The organism is Paenirhizobium selenitireducens ATCC BAA-1503 (assembly GCF_000518785.1).
GTDB classification, from domain to species: domain Bacteria; phylum Pseudomonadota; class Alphaproteobacteria; order Rhizobiales; family Rhizobiaceae; genus Allorhizobium; species Allorhizobium selenitireducens.
This window is the reverse complement of sequence record NZ_JAEG01000002.1, coordinates 228,163-251,974: the sequence shown is the minus strand read 5'-3', so window position 1 is coordinate 251,974 and position 23,812 is coordinate 228,163. Positions and strand designations below refer to the sequence as shown.

Below are 23,812 nucleotides of genomic sequence, written 5' to 3'. Positions count from 1 at the left end.
TGCCGTTCAGGCGGCGCGAGGGATCGGATCTCCTCCCGGTGATCCAACAATGCGCGGGTGTAGCTCAGTCGGTTAGAGTGCCGGCCTGTCACGCCGGAGGTCGCGGGTTCGAGCCCCGTCACTCGCGCCATTCATCCCCCTTCGTCTAGTGTTTTATTGCGCCGCACGGTCATAATATACCGAATTGACGCGACAGGGTTTTTACCGGCTGGTAGAGTCCTTGAGGTATCGGGTGAAAAGCCCTCCGTCGGTCTTGCGCAAGCGGTCCGGCTGCGCTAACCACGGCTCGTTGCAACACTGTTTTCGGCTTGTTGGCCTTGTGCCCGAAGTGCCGCCCGGCATTCGATACAAGCAGGGATGGACATGATGACTGAACTGCTCAGTTCCTACGTTCCGATTGCCATTTTCATCGGTATTGCCCTTGTAATCGGCCTGGCGCTGCTGATCGCGCCGTTCGCCGTTGCCTTCAAGGCGCCCGACTCGGAAAAGCTCTCGGCTTACGAATGCGGCTTCAACGCTTTCGACGATGCGCGCATGAAATTCGACATCCGCTTCTATCTGGTGTCGATCCTCTTCATCATCTTCGACCTCGAAGTCGCTTTCCTTTTCCCCTGGGCGGTCTCGTTCGGGGAGGTGGGCTGGTTCGGCTTCTGGTCCATGATGGTGTTCCTCGGCGTGCTGACCATCGGCTTTATCTATGAATGGAAGAAGGGGGCACTCGAATGGGAGTGAGCCAGTCCAACACGACGCTGGTTGCGCCGCAGGCCAAGGGGATCATCGATCCCAACACCGGCAAGCCGATCGGTTCCGACGATGCCTTCTTCGGCGAGATCAACAATGAGCTTGCCGACAAGGGCTTTCTCGTCACCTCGACCGACGAGCTGATCAACTGGGCGCGCACCGGCTCGCTGATGTGGATGACCTTCGGTCTCGCCTGCTGTGCGGTCGAGATGATGCAGCTCTCCATGCCGCGTTACGACGTCGAGCGCTTCGGTTTTGCGCCGCGCGCCAGCCCGCGCCAGTCCGATGTGATGATCGTCGCCGGCACGCTGACCAACAAGATGGCGCCCGCTCTGCGCAAGGTCTACGACCAGATGCCGGAACCGCGCTATGTCATCTCGATGGGCTCCTGCGCCAACGGCGGCGGCTACTACCACTATTCCTATTCGGTCGTGCGGGGCTGTGACCGCGTCGTGCCGGTCGACATCTACGTGCCGGGCTGTCCGCCCACGGCAGAGGCGCTGCTTTACGGCGTGCTTCTGCTGCAGAAGAAGATCCGCCGCACCGGCACCATCGAACGGTAAGGCGAAGGGACGAGACAAATGAGTGAAGCCCTGAACGAGCTTGCATCCTACCTCTCCGAGGTGCGTGGTGCGCTCATCGCCTCTTCGGAAACGCTGTACGGCGAGCTGACGCTGACGGCAAAGCCGGAAAACGTGATCGCGCTCCTGACCTTCCTGCGCGACGACGTGCAATGCGGGTTCGTCAACCTGATCGACATCTGCGGCGTCGACTATCCGAAGCGCGCAGATCGCTTCGACGTGGTCTACCACCTGCTCTCGCCGCGCCAGAACCTGCGCATCCGCGTCAAGGTCGCGACCAACGAGGACAAGCCGGTTCCTTCGGCCTGTTCCGTCTTTCCGGGCGCCGACTGGTTCGAGCGCGAGGCCTGGGATATGTACGGCATCATGTTCACCGACCATCCGGACCTGCGCCGCATCCTCACCGACTACGGTTTCGAGGGGCATCCGCTGCGCAAGGACTTCCCGACCACCGGCTTCGTCGAGGTCCGCTACGACGACAACGCCAAGCGCGTCGTCTATGAACCGGTCGAGCTCAAGCAGGAATTCCGCAATTTCGACTTCCTCTCGCCCTGGGAAGGCACGGACTACGTGCTGCCGGGCGACGAGAAGGCGAAGCAGTAGGGACGGAAGGTTATCGTCATGTCGGAACACAACGTCCGCAATTTCAACATCAACTTCGGCCCGCAGCATCCCGCGGCGCACGGCGTTCTGCGCCTCGTCCTGGAATTGGACGGCGAAATCGTCGAGCGCGTCGATCCGCATATCGGCCTGCTGCACCGCGGCACCGAGAAGCTGATCGAGACCAAGACCTATCTGCAGGCGCTGCCCTATTTCGACCGGCTCGACTATGTCGCGCCGATGAACCAGGAACATGCCTATTCGCTGGCGGTCGAAAAGCTGCTCGGCGTCGAGATCCCGATCCGCGGCCAGCTGATCCGCGTCCTCTATTCGGAAATCGGCCGTATCCTGTCGCATCTCTTGAACGTCACGACCCAGGCCATGGACGTCGGCGCGCTGACGCCGCCGCTCTGGGGCTTCGAGGAACGCGAAAAGCTGATGGTGTTCTATGAGCGGGCCTGCGGCGCGCGCATGCACTCGGCCTATATCCGGCCGGGCGGCATTCACCAGGATCTGCCGCACGAACTGGTCGAGGACATCGGCAAGTGGTGCGACCAGTTCCCGGCCAAGCTCAACGACATCGACGCTCTTTTGACCGGCAACCGCATCTTCAAGCAGCGCAACGTCGACATCGGCGTCGTCAGCCTTGAGGACTGCTGGGCCTGGGGCTTCTCCGGCGTGATGGTGCGCGGCTCAGGCGCCGCCTGGGACCTGCGCAAGTCGCAGCCCTACGAGTGCTACGCCGATCTCGACTTCGACATCATGGTCGGCAAGAACGGCGACTGCTACGACCGTTACCTGATCCGCATGTTCGAGATGCACGAATCGGTCAAGATCATGAAGCAGTGCGTCAACCGCCTGCTGGGTGACGCCAAGACCGGTCCGATCTCCTCGATCGACGGCAAGGTCGTTCCGCCGAAGCGCGGCGAGATGAAGCGGTCGATGGAAGCGCTGATCCATCACTTCAAGCTCTACACCGAAGGCTACCACGTTCCGGCCGGCGAGGTTTACGCCGCGGTCGAGGCGCCCAAGGGCGAATTCGGCGTCTATCTCGTCTCGGACGGCACCAACAAGCCGTACCGCTGCAAGATCCGCGCGCCGGGCTATGCGCATCTCCAGGCGATGGATTACATCTGCCGCGGCCACCAGCTCGCCGACATCTCGGCGATCCTCGGTTCGCTCGACATCGTGTTCGGTGAGGTCGACCGCTGATGATGCGCCCGCTTTTGACGATCGCCACCGTGCTTTTCGCCGCCGGCGCCTATGCGCAGGATGCGGGCGTGTCGTCGAGCGGCTCCGCGTCGTCGATGGGAGACCTCATCAAGCAGGGCTACGAGATCAAGTCGACCGTCGCCAACGGTTCCAAGCTGATCGTATTCCTGCAGAAAGAAAATTCGGCCTACGCCTGCGAATTCACGTCCCTGACGAATTCGCGGTGTGGATCCATAAATTGAGACAAGGCGTGAGGAAGTAATGTCCGTTCGTCGACTAGCCGATGACCAATTCCAGCCCGCAGCTTTCTCCTTCAACGAGGAGAACACTGCCTGGGCCGAGGCAACGATTGCCAAATATCCGGAAGGCCGGCAGCAGTCTGCGGTGATCCTGCTGCTGATGCGTGCCCAGGAGCAGGACGGTTGGGTCACCCGCGCGGCGATCGAATTCGTCGCCGACAAGCTCTCCATGCCGTATATCCGCGTGTTGGAAGTCGCGACCTTCTACACCCAGTTCCAGCTGAAGCCGGTCGGCACTCGTGCGCACGTCCAGGTCTGTGGCACCACGCCGTGCATGCTGCGCGGCGCCGAGGACCTGATCGGCGTCTGCAAGTCGAAGATCCATCACGATCCGTTGGAACTCAATGCCGACGGCACGCTGTCGTGGGAAGAGGTTGAGTGTCAGGGCGCCTGCGTGAATGCGCCGATGGTGATGATCTTCAAGGACTCTTACGAAGATCTGACGCCGACTCAGCTCGAGCACATCATCGACCGTTTTCAGGCAGGCAAGGGGTCCGACATCACGCCCGGCCCGCAGGTCGATCGTGTCTATTCAGCCCCGGCCGGCGGCCCGACCACGCTGACCGAAGCCGACGTCAAGCCGGCGCCGAGGGTGGAGGCCGCTCCGGCCGCAGCCATCGCCGTTCCGCCGGCGAATGCAGCAAAGCCGGTGACCACCACCGACGAGACCAACGCAGCCCTCAAGACCCCGGCCGACGGCAAGACCGCAACGCCGGGCGGTCCCGAAGTGAAGCCGGCGCGCAAGAGCGCAAAGCCTGCGAGCGACGAGATCAAGGAAGTCATTTCCGAGACGGCTGCAGCTGATGGTGCCGGCAAGGCGCCGAAGGCGCCGGCCGTCGCCCAGCCGTCGCTGGACGACAAGAACCGTCCGGCTTCCGTCGAAAAGCCGGCCACGCCGGACGACCTGAAGATGATCTCCGGCGTCGGTCCGAAGATCGAGGGCATCCTGAACGGCCTCGGCATCTACACTTTTGCCCAGATCGCCGGCTGGAAGAAGGCCGAGCGCGAATGGGTCGACGGCTATCTGAAGTTCGCCGGCCGCATCGAGCGCGACGACTGGGTCAAGCAGGCCAAGGCGCTCGCCAAGGGCGGTGAAGCCGAATACATCAAGGTCTTCGGCAAGAAGCCGCGGTAAGAGGTTAGGATATGTTGAGAGATCAGGATCGCATCTTTACCAATATCTACGGCCTCAAGGACAAGTCCCTGAAGGGCGCCATGAGCCGTGGTCATTGGGATGGAACCAAGCAGCTGCTCGAAAAGGGCCGTGACTGGATCATCAACGAGGTCAAGGCCTCGGGCCTGCGCGGCCGTGGCGGCGCCGGCTTCCCGACCGGCCTCAAGTGGTCCTTCATGCCGAAGGAATCCGACGGCCGTCCGCACTATCTCGTGGTCAATGCCGACGAGTCCGAACCCGGTACCTGCAAGGACCGCGACATCATGCGCCACGATCCGCACACGCTGATCGAAGGCTGCGTGATCGCGTCGTTTGCCATGGGCGCCCACCATGCCTTCATCTACGTGCGTGGCGAGTTCATGCGCGAACGCGAGGCACTGCAGGCGGCGATCGACGAGTGCTATGAATACGGCCTGCTCGGCAAGAACAACAAGCTCGGCTACGACATCGACATCGTCGTCCATCACGGTGCCGGCGCCTATATCTGCGGCGAGGAAACGGCACTGCTCGAAAGCCTGGAAGGCAAGAAGGGCCAGCCGCGCCTGAAGCCGCCGTTCCCGGCCAACATGGGGCTCTATGGCTGCCCGACGACGGTCAACAACGTCGAATCGATCGCGGTCACCCCGACCATCCTGCGTCGCGGCGCCGGCTGGTATTCCAGCTTTGGCCGCCCGAACAACACCGGCACGAAGCTCTATTCGATCTCCGGTCACGTCAACAAGCCGTGCACGGTCGAGGACGCGATGTCGATCCCGTTCCATGAACTGATCGAAAAGCATTGCGGTGGCATCCGCGGCGGCTGGGACAACCTGCTCGCCGTCATCCCGGGCGGCTCTTCGGTGCCTTGCGTGCCGGGCGCCCAGATGAAGGACGCCATCATGGACTATGACGGCCTGCGCGAGGTTGGTTCCAGCCTCGGCACCGCTGCGGTCATCGTCATGGACAAGTCGACCGACATCGTGAAGGCCATCTGGCGCCTCTCGGCTTTCTACAAGCATGAGAGCTGTGGTCAGTGCACGCCGTGCCGCGAAGGCACGGGCTGGATGATGCGGGTGATGGAGCGCATGGTGAAGGGCAATGCCCAGAAGCGCGAAATCGACATGCTGTTCCAGGTGACCAAGCAGATCGAGGGGCACACCATCTGTGCGCTCGGCGATGCGGCCGCCTGGCCGATCCAGGGCCTGATCAAGCATTTCCGTCCGGAAATGGAAGCGCGCATCGACCAGTACACCCGCAATGCCATGGCGCATGGCGTGGTGCTGGAAGCGGCAGAGTAAGGACCAGCGGTCATGGCCAAGGCATCGGACAAGACGGGGGAGGGGCAGTCGGCAGAGCCGGCTGACTTCAGCCATCTTACCGATGCGCTGAAGGACATGCCGCATGTGCCGCTGCATCCGCTGATGGCCCATCCGACCGCGGCGCTGGCGGCGGCCACGGCGATCGGTTTCGGTTTTGCCACGCACATGACCAGCGTGTTCTTTGGCTCGCTGCACGGCGCGCTGGACGCGACCAACAAGCTGGCGCGCAAGCTCGAGGAAGAACAGGCAAAGGCCGGGACTTCGGTCGAGGGCGCAGCGGAAACGGTCGCAACGGTCGAGCCGGCGGCAACGGTCAAGGACGCGAAGCCCCGCAAGGCGGCGCAGCCGAAGCCGGCCACGACCAAGTCGGCGAAACCGACTGCGACGAAGACGAGGCCGGTGGAGGCAAAGGCCAAGCCCGCTGTTGCCAAGGCGCCCGTCGCCAAGGTTGCGGCAGAGGCCAAGGTTGCCGTAACCGAGAAGCCGGTCGTGGCAGCGAAGGCCGCAAGGGCGAATGGCAAGGCCGACGATCTGAAGAAGATCGAAGGGGTCGGCCCGAAGCTGGAGCAGGTGCTGCACGGTCGCGGCATTCGGCGCTTTTCGGATCTGGCGGCGCTTGACGCGGCCGAACTCGAAGCGCTCGACGCGGCGATCGGTCTGGACGGACGCGTCGTTCGCGACGACTGGGCAGGTCAGGCGCGCCAACTGGCGCGTGGCAGGAAATAGGGACGGCGCAACGCCCGACAGGGGGCGTTTCGCGGTCGGCGAAGAACAACGGATCTCCAGCCTCGCGATACGGGGTGAGGATAAGGAAATAAACGGCGGGACGAGCCAATCCAGGTTGGTCGGTTCCGCCTGCCGCAGCGAAGACTGCGGTGCAATGCGCACTATGCGTGAGGCAGGAAGGCGAATATGGCAAAGCTGAAAGTCGACGGTAAAGAGATTGAAGTCCCGGATCATTTCACGCTGTTGCAGGCGTGCGAGGAAGCCGGCGCCGAAGTCCCGCGCTTTTGTTTCCATGAACGGCTGTCGGTTGCCGGCAATTGCCGTATGTGCCTCGTCGAGGTGAAGGGTGGCCCGCCGAAGCCGGCAGCCTCCTGCGCCATGGGCGTGCGCGACATCCGTGGCGGCCCGAACGGCGAACTGCCGGAAGTCTTCACCAACACGCCGATGGTCAAGAAGGCCCGCGAAGGCGTGATGGAATTCCTGCTGATCAACCATCCGCTGGATTGCCCGATCTGCGACCAGGGTGGCGAGTGCGACCTGCAGGACCAGGCCATGGCCTTCGGTATCGACAGCTCGCGCTATACCGAGAACAAGCGCGCCGTCGAAGACAAGTATATCGGCCCGCTGGTCAAGACCGTGATGAACCGCTGCATCCACTGCACGCGTTGCGTCCGCTTCACCACCGAGGTTGCCGGCATTGCCGAGCTCGGCCTGATCGGCCGCGGCGAGGATGCCGAGATCACCACCTATCTCGAGCAGGCGATGACCTCCGAGCTGCAGGGCAACGTCGTCGACCTTTGCCCGGTCGGCGCGCTGACCTCCAAGCCCTTCGCCTTCACCGCCCGTCCGTGGGAACTGAACAAGACCGAATCGATCGATGTCATGGACGCGCTCGGCAGCGCGATCCGCGTCGACACCCGCGGCCGCGAAGTCATGCGCATCATGCCGCGTGTCAACGAGCAGGTGAACGAGGAGTGGATTTCCGACAAGAGCCGTTTCATCTGGGACGGCCTGAAGACCCAGCGCCTCGACCGGCCCTATGTCCGCCGTGACGGCCGCCTGCAGGCTGCCACCTGGGGCGAAGCATTCGCCGCCATCAAGTCGGCTGTTTCCGCCACCACGGGCGCCAAGATCGGCGCGATCGCCGGCGATCTCGCTTCGGTCGAGGAAATGTATGCCCTCAAGGCGCTCATTGCCTCGCTCGGCTCGGCCAATACCGACTGTCGCCAGGATGGGGCGGCACTTGATCCGTCGCTCGGTCGCGCAAGCTACCTGTTCAATTCCACCATCGAAGGCATCGAGTCGGCAGACGCGATCCTGATCGTCGGCGCCAATCCGCGCTACGAGGCGGCCGTGCTCAACGCCCGCATCCGCAAGGCCTGGCGCCGCAGCGGCCTGCCGATCGGCGTGATCGGCGAAGGCGGCGAGATGCGCTATCCTTACGAATACCTGGGTGCCGGCACGGAAACGCTGGCCGAGCTTGTTTCCGGCAAAAACAGCTTCGTCGAGAAGCTCAAGGCCGCCAAGAACCCGCTGATCATCGTTGGCCAGGGTGCGCTCGTCGGGGCTGAAGGTGCAGCCGTGCTGGGCAATGCCGCAAAGCTTGCCGATGCCGTCGGCGCAGTCTCCGACGAGTGGAACGGCTTTGCCGTCCTGCACACCGCCGCCTCGCGCGTCGGTGGCCTCGACCTCGGCTTCGCGCCGGGCCAGGGCGGTGTCGCTGCCGCAGAAATGCTGGCCTCGATGGACGTGCTCTTCCTGCTCGGCGCCGACGAACTCGACTTCACCAAGAAGGCTGCGAAGTTCACCGTCTACATCGGCAGCCATGGGGACAACGGCGCGCACCATGCCGACGTCATCCTGCCGGGTGCGACCTATACCGAAAAGTCGGGCACCTGGGTCAATACCGAAGGCCGCGTCCAGATGGGCAACCGCGCCGGCTTCGCGCCGGGCGATGCCCGCGAAGACTGGGCGATCATTCGGGCACTTTCCGACGTGCTCGGCAAGAAGCTTCCCTATGATTCGCTGGGCGCTCTGCGGGCGAAACTCTATGCGGACTACCCGCATTTCGCCGCGCTCGACGAGATCGCACCGGGCACCGGTGCCGAAATTGCCGCACTTGCGAAAAAAGCCGGGACGATGACGAAATCCGCGTTTGCGTCGCCGGTGAAAGACTTCTATTTGACGAACCCGATCGCTCGCGCTTCGGCCGTCATGGCCGAGTGCTCGGCGTTGGCCCGCAACAATTTCAAGGCTGCGGCAGAGTAAGGGCAGGGGATCATGGATAGCTTCGTTTCCACATATGTCTGGCCGGCGGCCATCATGATCGGCCAGTCGCTTCTGCTTCTGGTCGCCCTCCTGCTGTTCATTGCCTATATCCTTCTGGCCGACCGCAAGATCTGGGCAGCCGTTCAGATGCGTCGCGGTCCGAACGTCGTCGGTCCCTGGGGTCTGTTCCAGTCCTTCGCCGACCTTTTGAAGTTCGTCTTCAAGGAACCGGTCATTCCGGCCGGCGCCAACAAGGGCGTCTTCCTCCTGGCGCCGCTGGTCGCAGTGACGCTGGCGCTCGCCACCTGGGCCGTCGTGCCGCTCGCCGACGGCTGGGTGATCGCCAACATCAATGTCGGCATTCTCTACATCTTCGCCATCTCCTCGCTCGAGGTCTACGGCATCATCATGGGCGGCTGGGCTTCGAACTCGAAGTACCCGTTCCTCGGTGCGCTGCGCTCCGCGGCACAGATGGTGTCCTATGAAGTCTCGATCGGGCTCGTCATCGTCACCGTCCTGCTGTGCGTCGGTTCGCTGAACCTCACCGACATCGTCTACGCCCAGAAGGACGGCCTCGGCACCATGGTCGGCCTGCCGAACTCCTTCCTCGACTGGCACTGGCTGGCACTCTTCCCGATGTTCGTGATCTTCTTCATCTCGGCACTGGCAGAGACCAACCGTCCGCCCTTCGACCTTCCGGAAGCGGAATCGGAACTGGTCGCCGGCTTCATGGTCGAATACGGCTCGACCCCGTACATGATGTTCATGCTCGGCGAATATGCGGCGATCTGCCTGATGTGCGCCATGACCACCATCCTGTTCCTCGGGGGCTGGCTGCCGCCGGTCGACGTGTGGTTCCTGAACTGGGTACCGGGCATCATCTGGTTCGTCCTGAAGGCATCCCTGGTGTTCTTCATGTTCGCCATGGTGAAGGCTTTCGTGCCGCGCTACCGCTATGACCAGCTGATGCGCCTGGGCTGGAAGGTCTTCCTTCCGCTCTCGCTCGCCATGGTCATCATCGTTGCATTCGTGCTGAAGATCATGGGGTGGGCATAATCATGGCCATCCGTTCATTCGGCAGATTTGGAGGTTGAGATGGCTGGTCTTTCCCAGGCTATCAGTTCCCTGTTCCTGAAAGAGTTCGTCGGCGCCTTCTTCCTGTCGATGCGCTATTTCTTCGCGCCCAAGTCGACGATCAACTATCCGTTCGAGAAGGGCCCGATTTCCCCGCGTTTCCGCGGCGAACATGCGCTGCGCCGCTATCCGAACGGCGAAGAGCGTTGCATCGCCTGCAAGCTCTGCGAGGCGATCTGTCCTGCCCAGGCGATCACCATCGAAGCCGGCCCGCGCCGCAACGACGGCACCCGCCGCACGGTGCGTTACGACATCGACATGGTGAAGTGCATCTATTGCGGCTTCTGTCAGGAAGCCTGCCCGGTCGATGCGATCGTCGAAGGTCCGAACTTCGAGTTCGCCACCGAGACCCGCGAAGAGCTTTATTTCGACAAGGCCCGGCTGCTCGACAACGGCGACCGCTGGGAACGCGAAATCGCGCGCAACATCGCGCTGGATTCGCCGTACCGCTGATCGGCGGTATGACGGCGCCATGGCGAGGGACGAGCCCCGCCGCGGCACAATTTGAAACGGGGCGCTTGATCGGTGGGGATGCCGGTTGAGGGTCATCGGGCGGCAGGGCAGGGGCCCGCGCCCGGGGGAAGATGAAAAGGCACCAACATGGGTCTTCAGGCTCTCTTTTTCTATCTCTTCGCCTTTGTCGCGGTAGCGTCGGCGTTCATGGTCATTTCCGCACGGAATCCGGTCCATTCGGTCCTGTTCCTGATCCTCACCTTCGTGAACGCGTCGGCTCTGTTCCTGCTGATCGGCGCCGAGTTCCTGGGGATGATCCTTCTGGTCGTCTATGTCGGCGCGGTGGCGGTTCTCTTCCTCTTCGTCGTCATGATGCTCGACATCGACTTTGCCGAGCTTCGCTCCGGCGCGCTGAAATACGCCCCGATCGGTGCGCTGGTCGGTGTCATTGTCGCGGCCGAGCTGCTGATCGTCATCGGCGGCAGCGCGATTTCTCCGGAAGCTGCCAAGTCGATCACCATGCCGATCCCGGCGCTGACCGATCGCACCAACACCGCGGCCCTCGGCGACGTGCTCTATACCAACTACGTCTATTTCTTCCAGATCGCCGGCCTGGTGCTTCTGGTGGCCATGATCGGCGCGATCGTGCTGACGCTGCGTCACCGCACGAACATCAAGCGGCAGGACGTCTCCCGCCAGGTTGCCCGCACGCCTGAGACCGCCGTCAAGGTGGTCAAGGTCAAGCCGGGCCAGGGCATCTGAGGCAGCTGAGAGGTTAAGGAACAAGAATTATGGAAATCGGTCTTTCCCACTACCTGACTGTCAGCGCGCTGCTTTTTACGCTCGGCGTCTTCGGCATCTTCCTCAACCGCAAGAACGTCATCGTCATCCTGATGTCGATCGAGCTCATCCTGCTTGCGGTCAATGTCAACATGGTGGCCTTCTCGGTCTTCCTGAACGACATCGTCGGCCAGGTCTTCGCCCTGTTCATCCTGACGGTGGCAGCCGCGGAAGCGGCGATCGGCCTCGCAATCCTCGTGGTCTTCTATCGCAATCGCGGCTCGATCGCGGTCGAAGACGTCAATATGATGAAGGGCTGATACGGCTATGCTCATCTACAAGGCTATCGTCTTTCTTCCGCTGATCGGCGCCCTCATCGCCGGCCTGTTCGGCCGCCAGATCGGCGCCAAGGCTTCGGAATACATCACCAGCGGTCTGATGGTCATCGTCGCCGTGCTGTCGTGGATCGTCTTCGTCAATGTCGGCCTCGGCCATGGCGAAGGCCACGAGGTCATCAAGGTCTCCGTCCTGCGCTGGATCCAGTCCGGCGGCATCGATGTGGAATGGTCGCTGCGCATCGACACGCTGACCGCCGTCATGCTGGTCGTCGTCAACACCGTGTCGACGCTCGTTCACATCTACTCGATCGGCTACATGCACCACGATCCGCATCGGCCGCGCTTCTTCTCCTATCTGTCGCTGTTCACCTTCGCCATGCTGATGCTGGTGACCTCTGACAACCTGCTGCAGATGTTCTTCGGTTGGGAAGGCGTGGGCCTGGCCTCGTACCTGCTGATCGGTTTCTGGTTCAAGAAGCCCTCGGCTGCCGCCGCTGCCATGAAGGCCTTCATCGTCAACCGCGTCGGCGACTTCGGCTTCATCCTGGGCATTTCTGCCATTTTCGTGCTGTTCGGCTCGATCAACTTCGAGACGATCTTCGCCGCCGCCCAGACCTATCTGCCGGCCGAAGGCGCAGAAAGCACGGAAGCGGTCATCAACCTGTTCGGCATGAGCCTCGACAAGGGCCATGCGATCACCGCCGTCTGCCTGCTGCTGTTCATGGGCGCCATGGGCAAGTCGGCGCAGTTCCTGCTGCACACCTGGCTGCCGGACGCGATGGAAGGCCCGACTCCGGTCTCAGCCCTCATCCATGCCGCAACCATGGTCACCGCCGGCGTCTTCCTCGTCGCCCGCATGTCGCCGCTGTTCGAACTCTCGCCGGATGCGCTGACCTTCGTCACCCTGATCGGCGCGATCACCGCCTTCTTTGCGGCGACCGTCGGCCTAGTGCAGAACGACATCAAGCGCGTCATCGCCTATTCGACCTGCTCGCAGCTCGGCTACATGTTCGTCGCACTCGGCGTCGGTGCCTATGGCGCCGCCGTCTTCCACCTGTTCACCCACGCCTTCTTCAAGGCGCTCCTCTTCCTCGGCGCCGGCTCGGTCATCCATGCCGTCGACGGCGAGCAGGACATGCGCTACATGGGCGGCCTGCGGAAGCACATTCCCTATACCTTCTGGGCCATGACCATCGGCACGCTGGCGCTCACCGGCGTCGGCATCCCGGGCACGATGATCGGTTTTGCCGGCTTCTTCTCCAAGGACGTGATCATCGAATCCGCCTTCGCCTCGCATTCGAGCGTCGCCGGCTTCGCCTTCACGCTGCTCGTCATCGCCGCGCTGTTCACCAGCTTCTACTCCTGGCGCCTGGCTTTCCTCACCTTCTTCGGCAAGCCGCGCGCTTCGGCCGACGTCATGCACCATGTGCATGAATCGCCGATGGTCATGCTGTTCCCGCTCGTCGTGCTGGTGCTCGGCGCCGTGTTCGCCGGCGTTGTCTTCGAAGGCTACTTCTTCGGCCACGAATACAACGAGTTCTGGAAGGGCGCGCTCTTCACGGGGCCTGAGAACGAGATCCTCGAAGAGTTCCACCACGTCCCGACCTGGGTCAAGTGGAGCCCCTTCGTCGCCATGCTGACCGGCTTCGTCACCGCCTGGTACATGTACATCAAGTCGCCCTCGACGCCGAAGGTTCTCGCAGAGCAGCATCGCGTGCTCTACCAGTTCCTGCTCAACAAGTGGTACTTCGACGAACTCTACGACCTTCTGTTCGTCCGTTCCGCCAAGGCGCTCGGCCGCTTCCTGTGGAAGAAGGGTGACGTCGGCGTCATCGACGCCTACGGCCCCGACGGTGTCGCCGCCGGCGTTGCCGGCCTGACCCAGCGTGTCGTCCGCCTGCAGTCTGGCTACCTCTATCACTATGCCTTCGCGATGCTGATCGGTATCGCGGCCCTTGTTACCTGGATGATGCTCGGGAGTTCCTTCTGATGACCGATTGGCCCATTCTCTCGACGGTCACCTTTCTGCCGCTGGTCGGCGTGGCGTTGCTCCTCCTGACGCGCCAGGACACCAGCCTCGGCCGCCGCAACATCCTCAATGTCTCGCTTCTGACGACGGTCTTCACCTTTGTCGTCTCGCTCTTCGTCTGGATCGGCTTCGACAATTCGAACGCCGGCTTCCAGATGGTCGAGAAGAGCGAGTGGCTCGGCACCGGCATCGCCTATCATCTCGGCGTCGACGGCATTTCCATGCTGTTCGTCATCCTGACGACGATGCTCATGCCGTTCTGCATTCTCGCCAGCTGGGTTTCGGTCGAGAAGCGCATCAAGGAATACATGATCGCGTTCCTGATCCTCGAAACCCTGATGATCGGTGTCTTCGTCTCGCTCGACATCGTTCTGTTCTACGTGTTCTTCGAGGCCGGTCTGATCCCGATGTTCATCATCATCGGTGTATGGGGTGGCAAGGATCGCGTCTACGCTTCCTACAAGTTCTTCCTCTACACGCTGCTCGGCTCCGTGCTGATGCTGCTTGCCATCATGGCCATGTACTGGAATGCCGGCACGACCGACATCACCCAGCTGTTGAACCACAAGTTCCCGGCCGAGATGCAGACCTGGCTGTGGCTCGCTTTCTTCGCCTCGTTTGCGGTCAAGATGCCGATGTGGCCGGTCCACACCTGGCTTCCCGACGCCCACGTTCAGGCGCCGACGGCCGGTTCGATGATCCTGGCCGGCATCCTCCTGAAGCTCGGCGGCTACGGTCTGCTGCGCTTCTCGCTGCCGATGTTTCCGCTGGCCTCCGACTTCTTCGCGCCGATGGTCTTCACGCTTTCCGTCATCGCCATCATCTACACCTCGCTGGTGGCGCTGATGCAGGACGACATGAAGAAGGTCATCGCCTATTCCTCCGTCGCCCACATGGGTTACGTGACGATGGGCACCTTTGCCGCCAATACCCAGGGCGTGCAGGGCGCGATCTTCCAGATGATCAGCCACGGCTTCGTTTCCGCCGCGCTCTTCTTCTGCGTCGGCGTGATCTATGACCGCATGCACACCCGCGAGATCGCCGCCTATGGTGGCCTTGCCAACAACATGCCGAAATACGCCACGGCCTTCATGATCTTCACCATGGCGAATGTCGGCCTTCCGGGCACGTCCGGCTTCGTCGGCGAATTCCTGACCCTGATCGGCGCCTTCCGCGCCAATACCTGGGTCGCGCTGTTCGCCGCCACCGGCGTCATCCTCTCGGCCGCCTACGCGCTCTGGCTCTATCGCCGGGTCGTCTTCGGTGCGCTGGAGAAGGAAAGCCTGAAGGGTCTTCTCGATCTGTCGCTGCGCGAGAAGTTCATTCTCTACCCGCTGATTGCGCTGACGATCTTCTTCGGCGTCTACCCGGCTCCGATCTTCGACGCCACGGCCGCATCGGTCGACCTTCTCGTGAACAACTACGAAGCCGCACTGCAGGCAGCGCAATCCGTTGCGCTCATCGCGAACTGACGACAGGATCCATTGGACATGACCCCTGAAACACTCCTCGCTAGTCTGCATCTGGTCACGCCGGAACTGATCCTCGCGGTCGGCGCTCTGGTGTTGCTGATGATCGGCGTCTTCTCCGGCGAGAAGTCGGCGACGACCGTCATGGGCCTCGCTGTCGCACTGCTGATCGCGTCCGGCCTGTGGATGATCCTGGTTCCGGCCGAGGGCACCGCCTTTGGCGGCGCCTATCTGGCGGACGGCTTCGCCCGCTTCATGAAGGTGCTGGCCCTGGTGGGTTCGATCACCGCCATGATCATGGCGGTCGGCCATGCCCGCCGCGACCATCTCGACAAGTTCGAGTTCCCGGTCCTGCTGGTGCTGGCGACGCTTGGCATCATGCTGATGATCTCCGCCAACGACCTCATCTCGCTCTACCTGTCGCTCGAACTGCAGTCGCTGGCGCTCTACGTCGTCGCCGCGATCAACCGCGACAGCCTGCGCTCGACCGAAGCCGGCCTGAAATACTTCGTCCTTGGCGCCCTGTCGTCGGGCATGCTGCTCTACGGCATGTCGCTGGTCTACGGCTTTACCGGCAATACCGGCTTCGACGAGATCGCCACCGTACTCGCCGCCGGCAAGCCGGGTCTCGGCCTGATCTTCGGCCTGGTCTTCATCCTGGCCGGCCTCGCCTTCAAGATCTCGGCCGTTCCGTTCCACATGTGGACGCCGGACGTCTACGAAGGCGCACCGACCCCGGTCACCGCCTTCCTGGCCGCCGCTCCGAAGATCGGCGCCATGGCGATCATCGTGCGCATCGTCATCGACGCCTTCCTGCCGATCTTCGCCGAATGGCAGCAGATCGTCGTCTTCATCGCGATCGCCTCGATGCTGCTCGGTTCGTTCGCCGCGATCGGCCAGCGCAACATCAAGCGACTGATGGCCTATTCGTCGATCGGCCACATGGGCTACGCCCTCGTGGGCCTCGCCGCCGGAACCGAAACCGGCGTCACCGGCGTCATCACCTACATGCTGATCTACCTCATCATGACGCTCGGTACCTTCGCCTGCATCATGGCGATGAAGCAGAAGGAAGGCGGCAATGTCGAGAACATCGACGATCTCGCCGGCCTGTCGACCACCAAGCCGTTCATGGCGATTGTGCTGACCGCGCTGATGTTCTCGCTGGCCGGCATTCCGCCGCTCGCGGGCTTCTTTGGGAAGTACTTCGTCTTCGTCGCCGCCATCGAAGCCAAGCTTTATGCCTTGGCCATCATCGGCGTGCTGTCGTCGGTCGTCGGCGCCTTCTACTATCTGCGCGTCGTCAAGGTGATGTGGTTCGACGAAGCCAAGGGTGAGTTCTCGCGCATTGCCGGCGAACTCCGCCTCGTCTTCGGCCTCTCCGGTCTGTTCGTCGTAGGCTATGTGCTGGTCGGCGGGCCGCTCGGGACTGCCGCCGAAGCCGCCGCCAAGACGCTCTTTAATTGAGCGAGGGGCGCGGACAGGGCCGGTTGTCGCTCGACGACTTCCGGCATGAGGCCCTCGGCGCCGTCGCGTCGACCAATACGGAATGTCTCGCCCGCGCTCGCGCGGGCGATTTCGGTTTTCTCTGGATCACGGCCGACAGCCAGACCGGAGGGCGGGGGCGTCGTGGCCGTGCCTGGATGTCCGAACCCGGCAATCTCTATGCGTCGCTGCTGCTGATCGACCCGGCACCGCTTGAGCGGATGGCCTCCTTGCCGCTCGCCGTGGCGCTGGCCGTCCATGGCGCGATCCGCAAGGTGCTTCCCGCCGATGCGCCGCCGCTCGACGTCAAGTGGCCGAACGACATCCTGATCGGCCGCAGGAAGACCTGCGGAATCCTGCTGGAAGGCGAGCGACTGGCCGACGGACGCTATGCGCTGGTGATCGGCATCGGCATCAACATTCGCGCCAAGCCGGAAGAGACGGCCTATCCCGTCACCTCGCTCAACGATCACGGGGTCTTTGTCTCGCCGGCGGAGCTCTTTGCCCATCTGTTTGCCAGCATGGCCGACATCCTGGCAATCTGGGACGAGGGCAGAGGGATCGCCAGGATCGTCGAACGCTGGCGCGCGGTCGCCTGCGGCATCGGTGAAAAAATCACGGTGAACCTGCCGGACCGGTCGATTTCCGGTTACTTTTGCGGAATCGATGATAAAGGCATGCTGATACTCGACCGCGGCGAAGATGGCCGCATGGCGATCGCTGCTGGCGACGTCTTCTTCGGGTGAACTGGATCAAGGAAAGAATGGCAAAGAACGAAGAACTGGTGTTCGTGCCGCTGGGCGGCGTCGGCGAAATCGGCATGAACCTCGCACTCTATGGCTACGGCGCCCCGTCGAGCCGCGAATGGATCATGGTCGATTGCGGCGTGACCTTCCCGGGTCCCGATCTGCCGGGCGTCGATCTCGTGCTTGCCGATGTCAGCTTCATCGCCGCCCGCAAGAACAAGCTCAAGGCGATCATCATCACCCATGCGCATGAGGACCACTATGGCGGCCTCAACGACATCTGGCCGGGCCTCAACGTCCCCGTCTATGGCTCCGGCTTCACCGCCGGCATGCTGGAAGCCAAGCGCGACTACGAAGGCAGCCGGGCAAAAATCCCGGTAACCCCGTTCAAGGCCGGCGACGTGATCAATGTCGGCCCGTTCTCGATCGAGGCAGTCGGCGTCAATCACTCGATCCCCGAGCCGATGTCGCTGGTCATCCGCACGCCGCTCGGCAACGTCATCCACACCGGCGACTGGAAGATCGACCATCATCCGTCGCTCGGGCCGCTGACCGACGAAGCGCGCTTCCGCGCGCTCGGCGACGAGGGCGTGCTGGCCGTCATGTGCGACAGCACCAATTCCATGCGCGATGGCGTATCGCCCTCGGAGGAACAGGTCTCGGAGGGGCTGCGCCAGATCATCGAGGCGGCCGAGGGCCGCGTCGCGATCACCACCTTCTCGTCGAATGTCGGCCGTATCCGCTCGATCGCCCAGGCGGCCGAAGCGGCCGGCCGCGAGGTCCTGCTGCTCGGTTCGTCGCTGAAGCGCGTCTGCGCCGTCGCCGACGATCTCGGCATCATGCAGGGCTTGAAGCCCTTCATCGCCGAGGACGAATTCGGCTTCATCCCGCGCGACAAGGTCGTCATCATCCTGACCGGCAGCCAGGGCGAACCCCGCGCGGCGCTGGCCAAGATCGCCCGCGACGAGATGCGCAACGTGGCGCTGACCGCCGGCGACACCGTGGTCTTCTCGTCGCGCACCATTCCGGGCAATGAGAAGGCCATCATCGAGATCAAGAACGGCCTGATGGAGCAGGGCGTTCACATCGTCACCGACAGCGAGGCGCTGGTCCACGTATCGGGCCATCCGCGGCGCAACGAGCTGTTGCAGATGTACGAATGGACGAGACCGCAGATCCTCGTGCCCGTGCATGGCGAAGCCGCCCATCTGATTTCCCAGGCGGAGCTCGCGGAGCAGGCCGGCATCAAGAGCGTGCCGCGTGTGCGAAACGGCGACATGCTGCGTCTGGCGCCCGGTGCGGCTGAGGTCATCGACCAGGTGCCGCATGGCCGTATCTACAAGGACGGCAAGCTGCTTGGCGATCTCGACGAGATGGGCATCGCCAACCGGCGCAAGCTCTCCTATGTCGGCCACGTCGCCATCAACGTGCTGCTGGACAGCAAATTCGAGTTTCTCGGCGATCCGGGATTGGTCACCTTCGGCCTGCCGCAATTCGACCAGGAGGGCGAATCCATGGAGGACACCCTCTATGACGCCGTTCTCGGCGCAGTCGAGAGCATTCCGCGTGCGCGGCGCAAGGATCTGGAAATGGTGCGCGAGAGCATCCGCCGCGCGGTGCGTGGCACGGCCAACGATGCCTGGGGCAAGAAGCCGATCGTCACCGTGTTCGTGACCAAAGTCTGAATGATCTTCGCGGCGAAGCTGGTATAGCTTCGCCGCGTTTCGTCTTTTAGGGAGTCTCTCATGCTTGGACGCGTCAATCACGTCGCCATCGCCGTTCCGGATCTCGTCGCTGCGACCGCATCCTATCGCGATACGCTCGGTGCGCATGTCTCGCAGGCGCAGGCTCTGCCTGAGCATGGCGTGACGGTCGTCTTCGTCGAACTGCCGAATACCAAGATCGAGCTGCTCGAGCCTCTCGGCGCCGACTCGCCGATCACCGCCTTCCTCACCAAGAACCCTGGCGGCGGCATGCATCACATCTGCTATGAGGTCGAGGATATCCTGGCCGCGCGCGACCAACTCGCAAGCGGCGGGGCACGGGTGCTCGGCGGCGGTGACCCGAAGATCGGCGCCCACGGCAGGCCGGTGCTGTTCCTGCATCCGAAGGACTTCTACGGAACGCTGATCGAACTTGAGCAGGTCTGAACCCTGACGGGTCTTGGCATTTGCGCCGCGCGGCGAGCGGTCCTATAAGTCGCCCGAGGCCCTGCACATCGCCTGTGCCGGCCAGCTATAGGAATCCTGACAATGCCCATCCTCTCCGCCTTCGCGGTCTATTTCGTCATCTGGTGGATCACGCTGTTCGCCATTCTGCCGATCGGTATGCGGACCCAGGCCGAGGCTGAAGAGGTTGTCCCGGGCAGCGTCGAGAGCGCGCCGGCGCGTTTTCGCGGCGGCAGGGTCGTGTTGTTGACCACCGTCGTGTCGGCCGCCATCTACGGCGGCTGGTACCTGGTGACGACCTATTTCGGCTTGGGTCTCGACAGCCTGCCGAACTTCCTTCCGAAATTCGACTGATTGCCCGCCTTCATCAGCGCACACATGGACGCGTCTTCGCGCGGAGTCTGATTCAGATCCGCAGAAGTGGCGCTTAAGTAATTGTCATTTCAGCGGAAAGAGCGGTCGGCCCTGGCGCCGCCTGATGCTTCAAGATCTCTGAAGGCAAAAAAAAACAAGGCCCGAAGACCTTGTTCAAGTATCGCGTGATCCTTCACCATTTAAGGGGCTGCGAACGAGCGCGCCTAAGATCTGATCCTCCCAAGACTTGACCGCGAATTGGCAAGAATTTGAACTCCCTGCCTCTTTTGTGGGCTCACGCTAGCCCAACTTGTGCGCTTTGTCACCCCATTTTTTGCATATTTGCTACAGTCGCCCGAAAAAAACCATAGGGTCCGATTTGTCGCAGTCGAAGTGCGCAGAGCGGCACTTGCGCACCGACAGCCTCATTCCGACGGCCGCCCACCATCCACCTGTGGGTGACGGGACGGCGCGGCGGTGGCGGGTTTTCTTCGGGGAGGGAAACCGCTATGAACGCTTCGAGAATTACCCTCGTCATGGCTGATTCCGCCCGTTCTGCGGAATCCTCAACTGTTGGAACCTGTTATGCGTCTTTCGCGCTATTTCCTGCCGATCCTCAAGGAAAACCCCAAGGAAGCGGAGATCGTCTCCCACCGCCTGATGCTGCGCGCCGGGATGATCCGGCAGCAGAGCCAGGGCATCTATTCCTGGCTGCCGCTCGGAAAGCGCGTGCTCGACAAGGTCAACGCCATCATCCGCGAAGAACAGAACCGCGCCGGCGCGATCGAGCTTCTGATGCCGACGCTGCAGTCGGCCGAACTCTGGCAGGAAAGCGGCCGCTACGAGGACTACGGCAAGGAAATGCTGCGCATCAAGGACCGCCAGGAGCGGCCGATGCTCTACGGTCCGACGAACGAAGAAATGGTCACCGACATTTTCCGCTCCTCGGTCAAGTCCTACAAGGACCTGCCGCTCAACCTCTATCATATCCAGCTGAAGTTCCGCGACGAGATCCGCCCGCGTTTCGGCACCATGCGCTCGCGCGAATTCCTGATGAAGGATGCCTATTCCTTCGACCTCACCCAGGACGACGCGATCCACTCCTACAACAAGATGTTCGCCGCCTATCTCCGGACATTCTCCCGCCTCGGCCTGCGGGCGATCCCGATGCGCGCCGACACTGGCCCGATCGGCGGCAATCACAGCCACGAATTCATCATCCTCGCCGACACCGGCGAATCGGAGGTCTTCAGCCACAAGAGCTTTGTCGACTTCGATATCCCGGCCGAAGACACCGATTTCGACGATGTCGCCGGTCTCCAGGCGATCTTCGACAAGTGGACCTCGGTCTATGCCGCGACCTCGGAAATGCACGACGAGGCCGCCTTCAACGCCATTCCCGAAACCGATCGCCTCTCGGCGCGCGGCATCGAGGTCGGCCATATCTTCTACTTCGGCACCAAATATTCCGAGCCGATGGGCGCCAAGGTCCAGGGTCCGGACGGCAAGGAGCACCTTGTCCACATGGGCTCCTACGGTATCGGCCCGACCCGCCTTGTTCCCGCCATCATCGAAGCCTCGCATGACGAGAACGGAATCATCTGGCCGGATTCGGTTGCGCCGTTCGACTGCGTCGTCATCAACATGAAGACGGGCGATGCAGCCTGCGACGCGGCCTGCGACCGGCTCTACGGCGCTCTGACCAAGGCAGGCAAGGACGTGCTCTATGACGACACCGACGACCGCGCCGGCACCAAGTTCGCGACCGCCGACCTGATCGGTGTTCCGGTGCAGATCATTGCCGGCCCGCGCTCGGTCGCCAATGGCGAGATCGAGATCAAGGACCGCAAGACCGGCGCGCGCGAGACGATGACCATCGAGGCCGCCATCAACAAGCTGGTCGGATAAACCGGCCCAGGAGACGACATGACGAGTGCATCCTCCGCCAATGAGACGGCCGGAGCCGGAAGCGGCGGCACCGCCCGGCCTTTCTCCGCCTTCGAGCGCATGGTCGCGTGGCGCTATCTGCGCGCCCGGCGGAAGGAAGCCTTCATCTCGGTGATCGCCGGCTTCTCCTTCTTCGGCATCATGCTGGGGGTTGCGACGCTGATCATCGTCATGGCGGTGATGAACGGTTTCCGCACGGAGCTCATTTCCCGCATCCTCGGCATCAACGGCCACATGATCGTGCAGACGGCTGCCGCTCCGCTGGACAATTACGCGGAACTGGCGACCAGGTTCGCCGCGGTTCCCGGCGTCACCATGGCGCTGCCGCTCGTCGAGGGGCAGACACTGGCCTCGGGTCGTGCCGGGGCCGGAACCGGCGCGCTGGTACGCGGCATCCGGTCCGAGGACATGACGAGGCTCACCACCGTCTCGGGCAATATCCGCGCCGGCGATCTGGTGGGCTTTGCCGCGGGGCAGGGGGTTCTGGTCGGCTCGCGCATGGCGGCCGATCTCGGTATCACGGCCGGTGACACGATCACGCTGGTCTCGCCGGAGGGCGACATCACCCCGCTCGGCGTCAATCCGCGCGTCAAGGCCTATCCGGTTTCGGGCGTCTTCGAGATCGGAATGTCGGAATATGACGCTTCGATCATCTACATGCCGCTCGAGGAATCGCAGCTCTATTTCAACGCCGAAGGGCTGGTTCAGTCGATCGAGCTGTTCGTCTCCGATCCGGACGCGGTCGACGAGATGCGGCCGAAGATCGAGGAAGCGGCCGGCCGGGAGATCCTGATCACCGATTGGCGCCAGCGCAACCAGACCTTCTTCTCCGCCCTGCAGGTGGAGCGCAACGTGATGTTCATGATCCTCACCCTGATCGTGCTGGTCGCGGCGCTCAACATCATCTCCGGCCTCATCATGCTGGTTAAGGACAAGTCGAGCGACATCGCCATCCTGCGCACCATGGGCGCCAGTGCCAATGCCATCATGCGGATCTTCTTCATGACCGGTGCGGCGATCGGTACGGCCGGGACGTTTGCGGGCGTGGCGCTCGGCGTGGTCGTCTGTCTCAACATCGAGTCGATCCGCGGCTTCTTCTCCTGGGTTTCGGGCACGGTGCTGTTCGATCCCGAACTCTACTTCCTCAGCAAGCTGCCCGCTGACATGAACGTCGGCGAGACGGTGTCCGTCGTCGTCATGGCGCTCAGCCTCTCCTTCCTGGCGACGATCTTCCCGGCCTGGCGCGCTTCGCGCCTCGATCCGGTCCAGGCCCTGCGCTACGAATAAGGATACTGGTCCCATGGCCTCCGACACCGTTCTTTCGCTTTCCGGCATCGACCGCCACTACGGGCAGGGCGAAACGATCCTCAGCATCCTCAAGGGTGCCAATTTCAGCCTGAGAAGTGGCGAGACCGTCGCTCTCGTCGCGCCATCGGGCACCGGCAAGTCGACGCTCCTGCACATTGCCGGTCTACTCGAGCATCCGGATGCAGGCGAGGTGACGCTGGGCGGGGTCGCCTGTCAGGACCTGTCGGACGAGCGCCGCACCACCATGCGCCGCCACTCTGTCGGCTTCGTCTACCAGTTCCATCACCTGCTGCCGGAATTCTCGGCGCTGGAAAATATCATGATGCCGCAGCTGATTGCCGGCCTTTCGCGCGAGGAAGCCCGCGAGCGCGCATCGCAGCTGCTCGACTACATGCGCATCGGCCATCGCGGCGAACACCGCCCGGCGGAGCTGTCCGGCGGCGAACAGCAGCGCGTCGCCATCGCCCGCGCGGTCGCCAATGCGCCGCTGGTGCTTCTGGCCGACGAGCCGACCGGAAACCTCGATCCGGAGACGGCTTCTTATGTGTTTTCCGCGCTGGAAGCCTTGGTGCGCCAGTCCGGTCTCGCCGCCCTGATCGCCACCCACAATCACGAATTGGCGCGGCGGATGGATCGTTGCGTCACGCTGGTCGACGGTCAGGTCGTTGATTTCGTCGCATAGTCGATAAGGGGGCGGGATCG

Annotated in this window: 23 protein-coding genes and 1 tRNA gene; all 24 read left to right on the top strand. The window is 62.7% G+C overall.

The window, feature by feature from the left end; all coding sequences use genetic code 11:
* Window positions 1–53 precede the first annotated feature (53 nt).
* Window positions 54–130, top strand: a tRNA-Asp gene (locus L867_RS0105695).
* 236 nt (window positions 131–366) lie between these two features.
* Window positions 367–732 carry an NADH-quinone oxidoreductase subunit A gene (locus tag L867_RS0105690; RefSeq protein WP_028735982.1) on the top strand — a complete coding sequence of 122 codons (366 nt, stop codon included), beginning with the start codon at window positions 367–369 and terminating at the stop codon, window positions 730–732.
* Window positions 723–1,304, top strand: coding sequence for a NuoB/complex I 20 kDa subunit family protein (locus L867_RS0105685; protein ID WP_028735981.1), 582 nt, complete (start codon window positions 723–725; stop codon window positions 1,302–1,304). Before L867_RS0105690 ends, L867_RS0105685 begins: the two co-directional genes overlap by 10 nt.
* 18 nt (window positions 1,305–1,322) lie before the next feature.
* Window positions 1,323–1,925: an NADH-quinone oxidoreductase subunit C gene (locus L867_RS0105680; RefSeq protein WP_028735980.1), complete on the top strand. Its 603-nt coding sequence runs from the start codon at window positions 1,323–1,325 to the stop codon at window positions 1,923–1,925.
* Between the two features lie 18 nt (window positions 1,926–1,943).
* The gene (locus L867_RS0105675; RefSeq protein ID WP_028735979.1) at window positions 1,944–3,134 is read left to right on the top strand and encodes an NADH-quinone oxidoreductase subunit D; all 1,191 of its coding nucleotides are present in this window, start codon (window positions 1,944–1,946) and stop codon (window positions 3,132–3,134) included.
* Between the two features lie 2 nt (window positions 3,135–3,136).
* The gene (locus tag L867_RS0105670) at window positions 3,137–3,376 is read left to right on the top strand and encodes a hypothetical protein (protein WP_037172767.1); all 240 of its coding nucleotides are present in this window, start codon (window positions 3,137–3,139) and stop codon (window positions 3,374–3,376) included.
* A 19-nt stretch (window positions 3,377–3,395) separates the two neighbouring features.
* On the top strand, window positions 3,396–4,568 hold the full coding sequence (locus tag L867_RS0105665; RefSeq protein ID WP_028735977.1) for an NADH-quinone oxidoreductase subunit E: 1,173 nt from the start codon (window positions 3,396–3,398) through the stop codon (window positions 4,566–4,568).
* An 11-nt stretch (window positions 4,569–4,579) separates the two neighbouring features.
* The gene (nuoF, locus tag L867_RS0105660; RefSeq protein WP_028735976.1) at window positions 4,580–5,884 is read left to right on the top strand and encodes an NADH-quinone oxidoreductase subunit NuoF; all 1,305 of its coding nucleotides are present in this window, start codon (window positions 4,580–4,582) and stop codon (window positions 5,882–5,884) included.
* A 12-nt stretch (window positions 5,885–5,896) separates the two neighbouring features.
* The gene (locus tag L867_RS0105655; RefSeq protein ID WP_028735975.1) at window positions 5,897–6,631 is read left to right on the top strand and encodes a hypothetical protein; all 735 of its coding nucleotides are present in this window, start codon (window positions 5,897–5,899) and stop codon (window positions 6,629–6,631) included.
* Between the two features lie 186 nt (window positions 6,632–6,817).
* Complete coding sequence (gene nuoG / locus L867_RS0105650; RefSeq protein ID WP_028735974.1) at window positions 6,818–8,899, top strand: NADH-quinone oxidoreductase subunit NuoG; 2,082 nt, start codon at window positions 6,818–6,820, stop codon at window positions 8,897–8,899.
* Window positions 8,900–8,911: 12 nt separating this feature from the next.
* Window positions 8,912–9,955, top strand: coding sequence for an NADH-quinone oxidoreductase subunit NuoH (gene nuoH, locus L867_RS0105645; RefSeq protein WP_028735973.1), 1,044 nt, complete (start codon window positions 8,912–8,914; stop codon window positions 9,953–9,955).
* Between the two features lie 39 nt (window positions 9,956–9,994).
* On the top strand, window positions 9,995–10,486 hold the full coding sequence (nuoI, locus tag L867_RS0105640) for an NADH-quinone oxidoreductase subunit NuoI (protein WP_028735972.1): 492 nt from the start codon (window positions 9,995–9,997) through the stop codon (window positions 10,484–10,486).
* A 147-nt stretch (window positions 10,487–10,633) separates the two neighbouring features.
* Window positions 10,634–11,248, top strand: coding sequence for an NADH-quinone oxidoreductase subunit J (locus L867_RS0105635; RefSeq protein WP_028735971.1), 615 nt, complete (start codon window positions 10,634–10,636; stop codon window positions 11,246–11,248).
* A 29-nt stretch (window positions 11,249–11,277) separates the two neighbouring features.
* Window positions 11,278–11,586 carry an NADH-quinone oxidoreductase subunit NuoK gene (nuoK, locus tag L867_RS0105630; RefSeq protein WP_028735970.1) on the top strand — a complete coding sequence of 103 codons (309 nt, stop codon included), beginning with the start codon at window positions 11,278–11,280 and terminating at the stop codon, window positions 11,584–11,586.
* Window positions 11,587–11,593: 7 nt separating this feature from the next.
* The gene (gene nuoL / locus L867_RS0105625; RefSeq protein ID WP_028735969.1) at window positions 11,594–13,594 is read left to right on the top strand and encodes an NADH-quinone oxidoreductase subunit L; all 2,001 of its coding nucleotides are present in this window, start codon (window positions 11,594–11,596) and stop codon (window positions 13,592–13,594) included.
* Complete coding sequence (locus L867_RS0105620; protein ID WP_028735968.1) at window positions 13,594–15,105, top strand: NADH-quinone oxidoreductase subunit M; 1,512 nt, start codon at window positions 13,594–13,596, stop codon at window positions 15,103–15,105. Before nuoL ends, L867_RS0105620 begins: the two co-directional genes overlap by 1 nt.
* A gap of 18 nt (window positions 15,106–15,123) precedes the next feature.
* On the top strand, window positions 15,124–16,569 hold the full coding sequence (gene nuoN / locus L867_RS0105615; RefSeq protein WP_028735967.1) for an NADH-quinone oxidoreductase subunit NuoN: 1,446 nt from the start codon (window positions 15,124–15,126) through the stop codon (window positions 16,567–16,569).
* Window positions 16,566–17,333 carry a biotin--[acetyl-CoA-carboxylase] ligase gene (locus L867_RS0105610; RefSeq protein WP_037172663.1) on the top strand — a complete coding sequence of 256 codons (768 nt, stop codon included), beginning with the start codon at window positions 16,566–16,568 and terminating at the stop codon, window positions 17,331–17,333. The genes nuoN and L867_RS0105610 overlap by 4 nt, the downstream gene beginning before the upstream one ends.
* A 17-nt stretch (window positions 17,334–17,350) precedes the next feature.
* A complete protein-coding gene (locus L867_RS0105605; protein WP_028735965.1) occupies window positions 17,351–19,018 on the top strand; it encodes a ribonuclease J in 1,668 nt (555 codons plus the stop codon).
* A gap of 60 nt (window positions 19,019–19,078) precedes the next feature.
* Window positions 19,079–19,483: a methylmalonyl-CoA epimerase gene (mce, locus tag L867_RS0105600; protein ID WP_028735964.1), complete on the top strand. Its 405-nt coding sequence runs from the start codon at window positions 19,079–19,081 to the stop codon at window positions 19,481–19,483.
* 102 nt (window positions 19,484–19,585) lie between these two features.
* Window positions 19,586–19,855 carry a DUF1467 family protein gene (locus tag L867_RS0105595; RefSeq protein WP_028735963.1) on the top strand — a complete coding sequence of 90 codons (270 nt, stop codon included), beginning with the start codon at window positions 19,586–19,588 and terminating at the stop codon, window positions 19,853–19,855.
* A 585-nt stretch (window positions 19,856–20,440) separates the two neighbouring features.
* Entirely contained in the window at window positions 20,441–21,763 is a 1,323-nt protein-coding gene (proS, locus tag L867_RS0105590; protein ID WP_028735962.1) for a proline--tRNA ligase, read from the top strand.
* An 18-nt stretch (window positions 21,764–21,781) separates the two neighbouring features.
* Window positions 21,782–23,089, top strand: a complete 1,308-nt coding sequence (locus L867_RS0105585; RefSeq protein ID WP_028735961.1) for a lipoprotein-releasing ABC transporter permease subunit — start codon at window positions 21,782–21,784, stop codon at window positions 23,087–23,089.
* A 13-nt stretch (window positions 23,090–23,102) separates the two neighbouring features.
* Window positions 23,103–23,792, top strand: coding sequence for an ABC transporter ATP-binding protein (locus L867_RS0105580; RefSeq protein ID WP_028735960.1), 690 nt, complete (start codon window positions 23,103–23,105; stop codon window positions 23,790–23,792).
* Window positions 23,793–23,812: the final 20 nt, after the last annotated feature.

Excerpts from the sequence above, each read along its gene's own strand:
- nuoF (WP_028735976.1), top strand. The coding sequence starts at position 4,580 with ATGTTGAGAGATCAGGATCGCATCTTTACCAATATCTACGGCCTCAAG.
- L867_RS0105595 (WP_028735963.1), top strand. The coding sequence starts at position 19,586 with ATGCCCATCCTCTCCGCCTTCGCGGTCTATTTCGTCATCTGGTGGATC.
- proS (WP_028735962.1), top strand. The coding sequence starts at position 20,441 with ATGCGTCTTTCGCGCTATTTCCTGCCGATCCTCAAGGAAAACCCCAAG.
- L867_RS0105655 (WP_028735975.1), top strand. The coding sequence starts at position 5,897 with ATGGCCAAGGCATCGGACAAGACGGGGGAGGGGCAGTCGGCAGAGCCG.
- L867_RS0105680 (WP_028735980.1), top strand. The coding sequence starts at position 1,323 with ATGAGTGAAGCCCTGAACGAGCTTGCATCCTACCTCTCCGAGGTGCGT.
- L867_RS0105635 (WP_028735971.1), top strand. The coding sequence starts at position 10,634 with ATGGGTCTTCAGGCTCTCTTTTTCTATCTCTTCGCCTTTGTCGCGGTA.
- L867_RS0105620 (WP_028735968.1), top strand. The coding sequence starts at position 13,594 with ATGACCGATTGGCCCATTCTCTCGACGGTCACCTTTCTGCCGCTGGTC.
- L867_RS0105585 (WP_028735961.1), top strand. The coding sequence starts at position 21,782 with ATGACGAGTGCATCCTCCGCCAATGAGACGGCCGGAGCCGGAAGCGGC.
- L867_RS0105665 (WP_028735977.1), top strand. The coding sequence starts at position 3,396 with ATGTCCGTTCGTCGACTAGCCGATGACCAATTCCAGCCCGCAGCTTTC.
- L867_RS0105690 (WP_028735982.1), top strand. The coding sequence starts at position 367 with ATGACTGAACTGCTCAGTTCCTACGTTCCGATTGCCATTTTCATCGGT.
- nuoK (WP_028735970.1), top strand. The coding sequence starts at position 11,278 with ATGGAAATCGGTCTTTCCCACTACCTGACTGTCAGCGCGCTGCTTTTT.
- nuoL (WP_028735969.1), top strand. The coding sequence starts at position 11,594 with ATGCTCATCTACAAGGCTATCGTCTTTCTTCCGCTGATCGGCGCCCTC.
- nuoN (WP_028735967.1), top strand. The coding sequence starts at position 15,124 with ATGACCCCTGAAACACTCCTCGCTAGTCTGCATCTGGTCACGCCGGAA.
- L867_RS0105605 (WP_028735965.1), top strand. The coding sequence starts at position 17,351 with ATGGCAAAGAACGAAGAACTGGTGTTCGTGCCGCTGGGCGGCGTCGGC.
- nuoG (WP_028735974.1), top strand. The coding sequence starts at position 6,818 with ATGGCAAAGCTGAAAGTCGACGGTAAAGAGATTGAAGTCCCGGATCAT.
- L867_RS0105670 (WP_037172767.1), top strand. The coding sequence starts at position 3,137 with ATGCGCCCGCTTTTGACGATCGCCACCGTGCTTTTCGCCGCCGGCGCC.
- L867_RS0105685 (WP_028735981.1), top strand. The coding sequence starts at position 723 with ATGGGAGTGAGCCAGTCCAACACGACGCTGGTTGCGCCGCAGGCCAAG.
- mce (WP_028735964.1), top strand. The coding sequence starts at position 19,079 with ATGCTTGGACGCGTCAATCACGTCGCCATCGCCGTTCCGGATCTCGTC.
- L867_RS0105675 (WP_028735979.1), top strand. The coding sequence starts at position 1,944 with ATGTCGGAACACAACGTCCGCAATTTCAACATCAACTTCGGCCCGCAG.
- nuoH (WP_028735973.1), top strand. The coding sequence starts at position 8,912 with ATGGATAGCTTCGTTTCCACATATGTCTGGCCGGCGGCCATCATGATC.
- nuoI (WP_028735972.1), top strand. The coding sequence starts at position 9,995 with ATGGCTGGTCTTTCCCAGGCTATCAGTTCCCTGTTCCTGAAAGAGTTC.
- L867_RS0105580 (WP_028735960.1), top strand. The coding sequence starts at position 23,103 with ATGGCCTCCGACACCGTTCTTTCGCTTTCCGGCATCGACCGCCACTAC.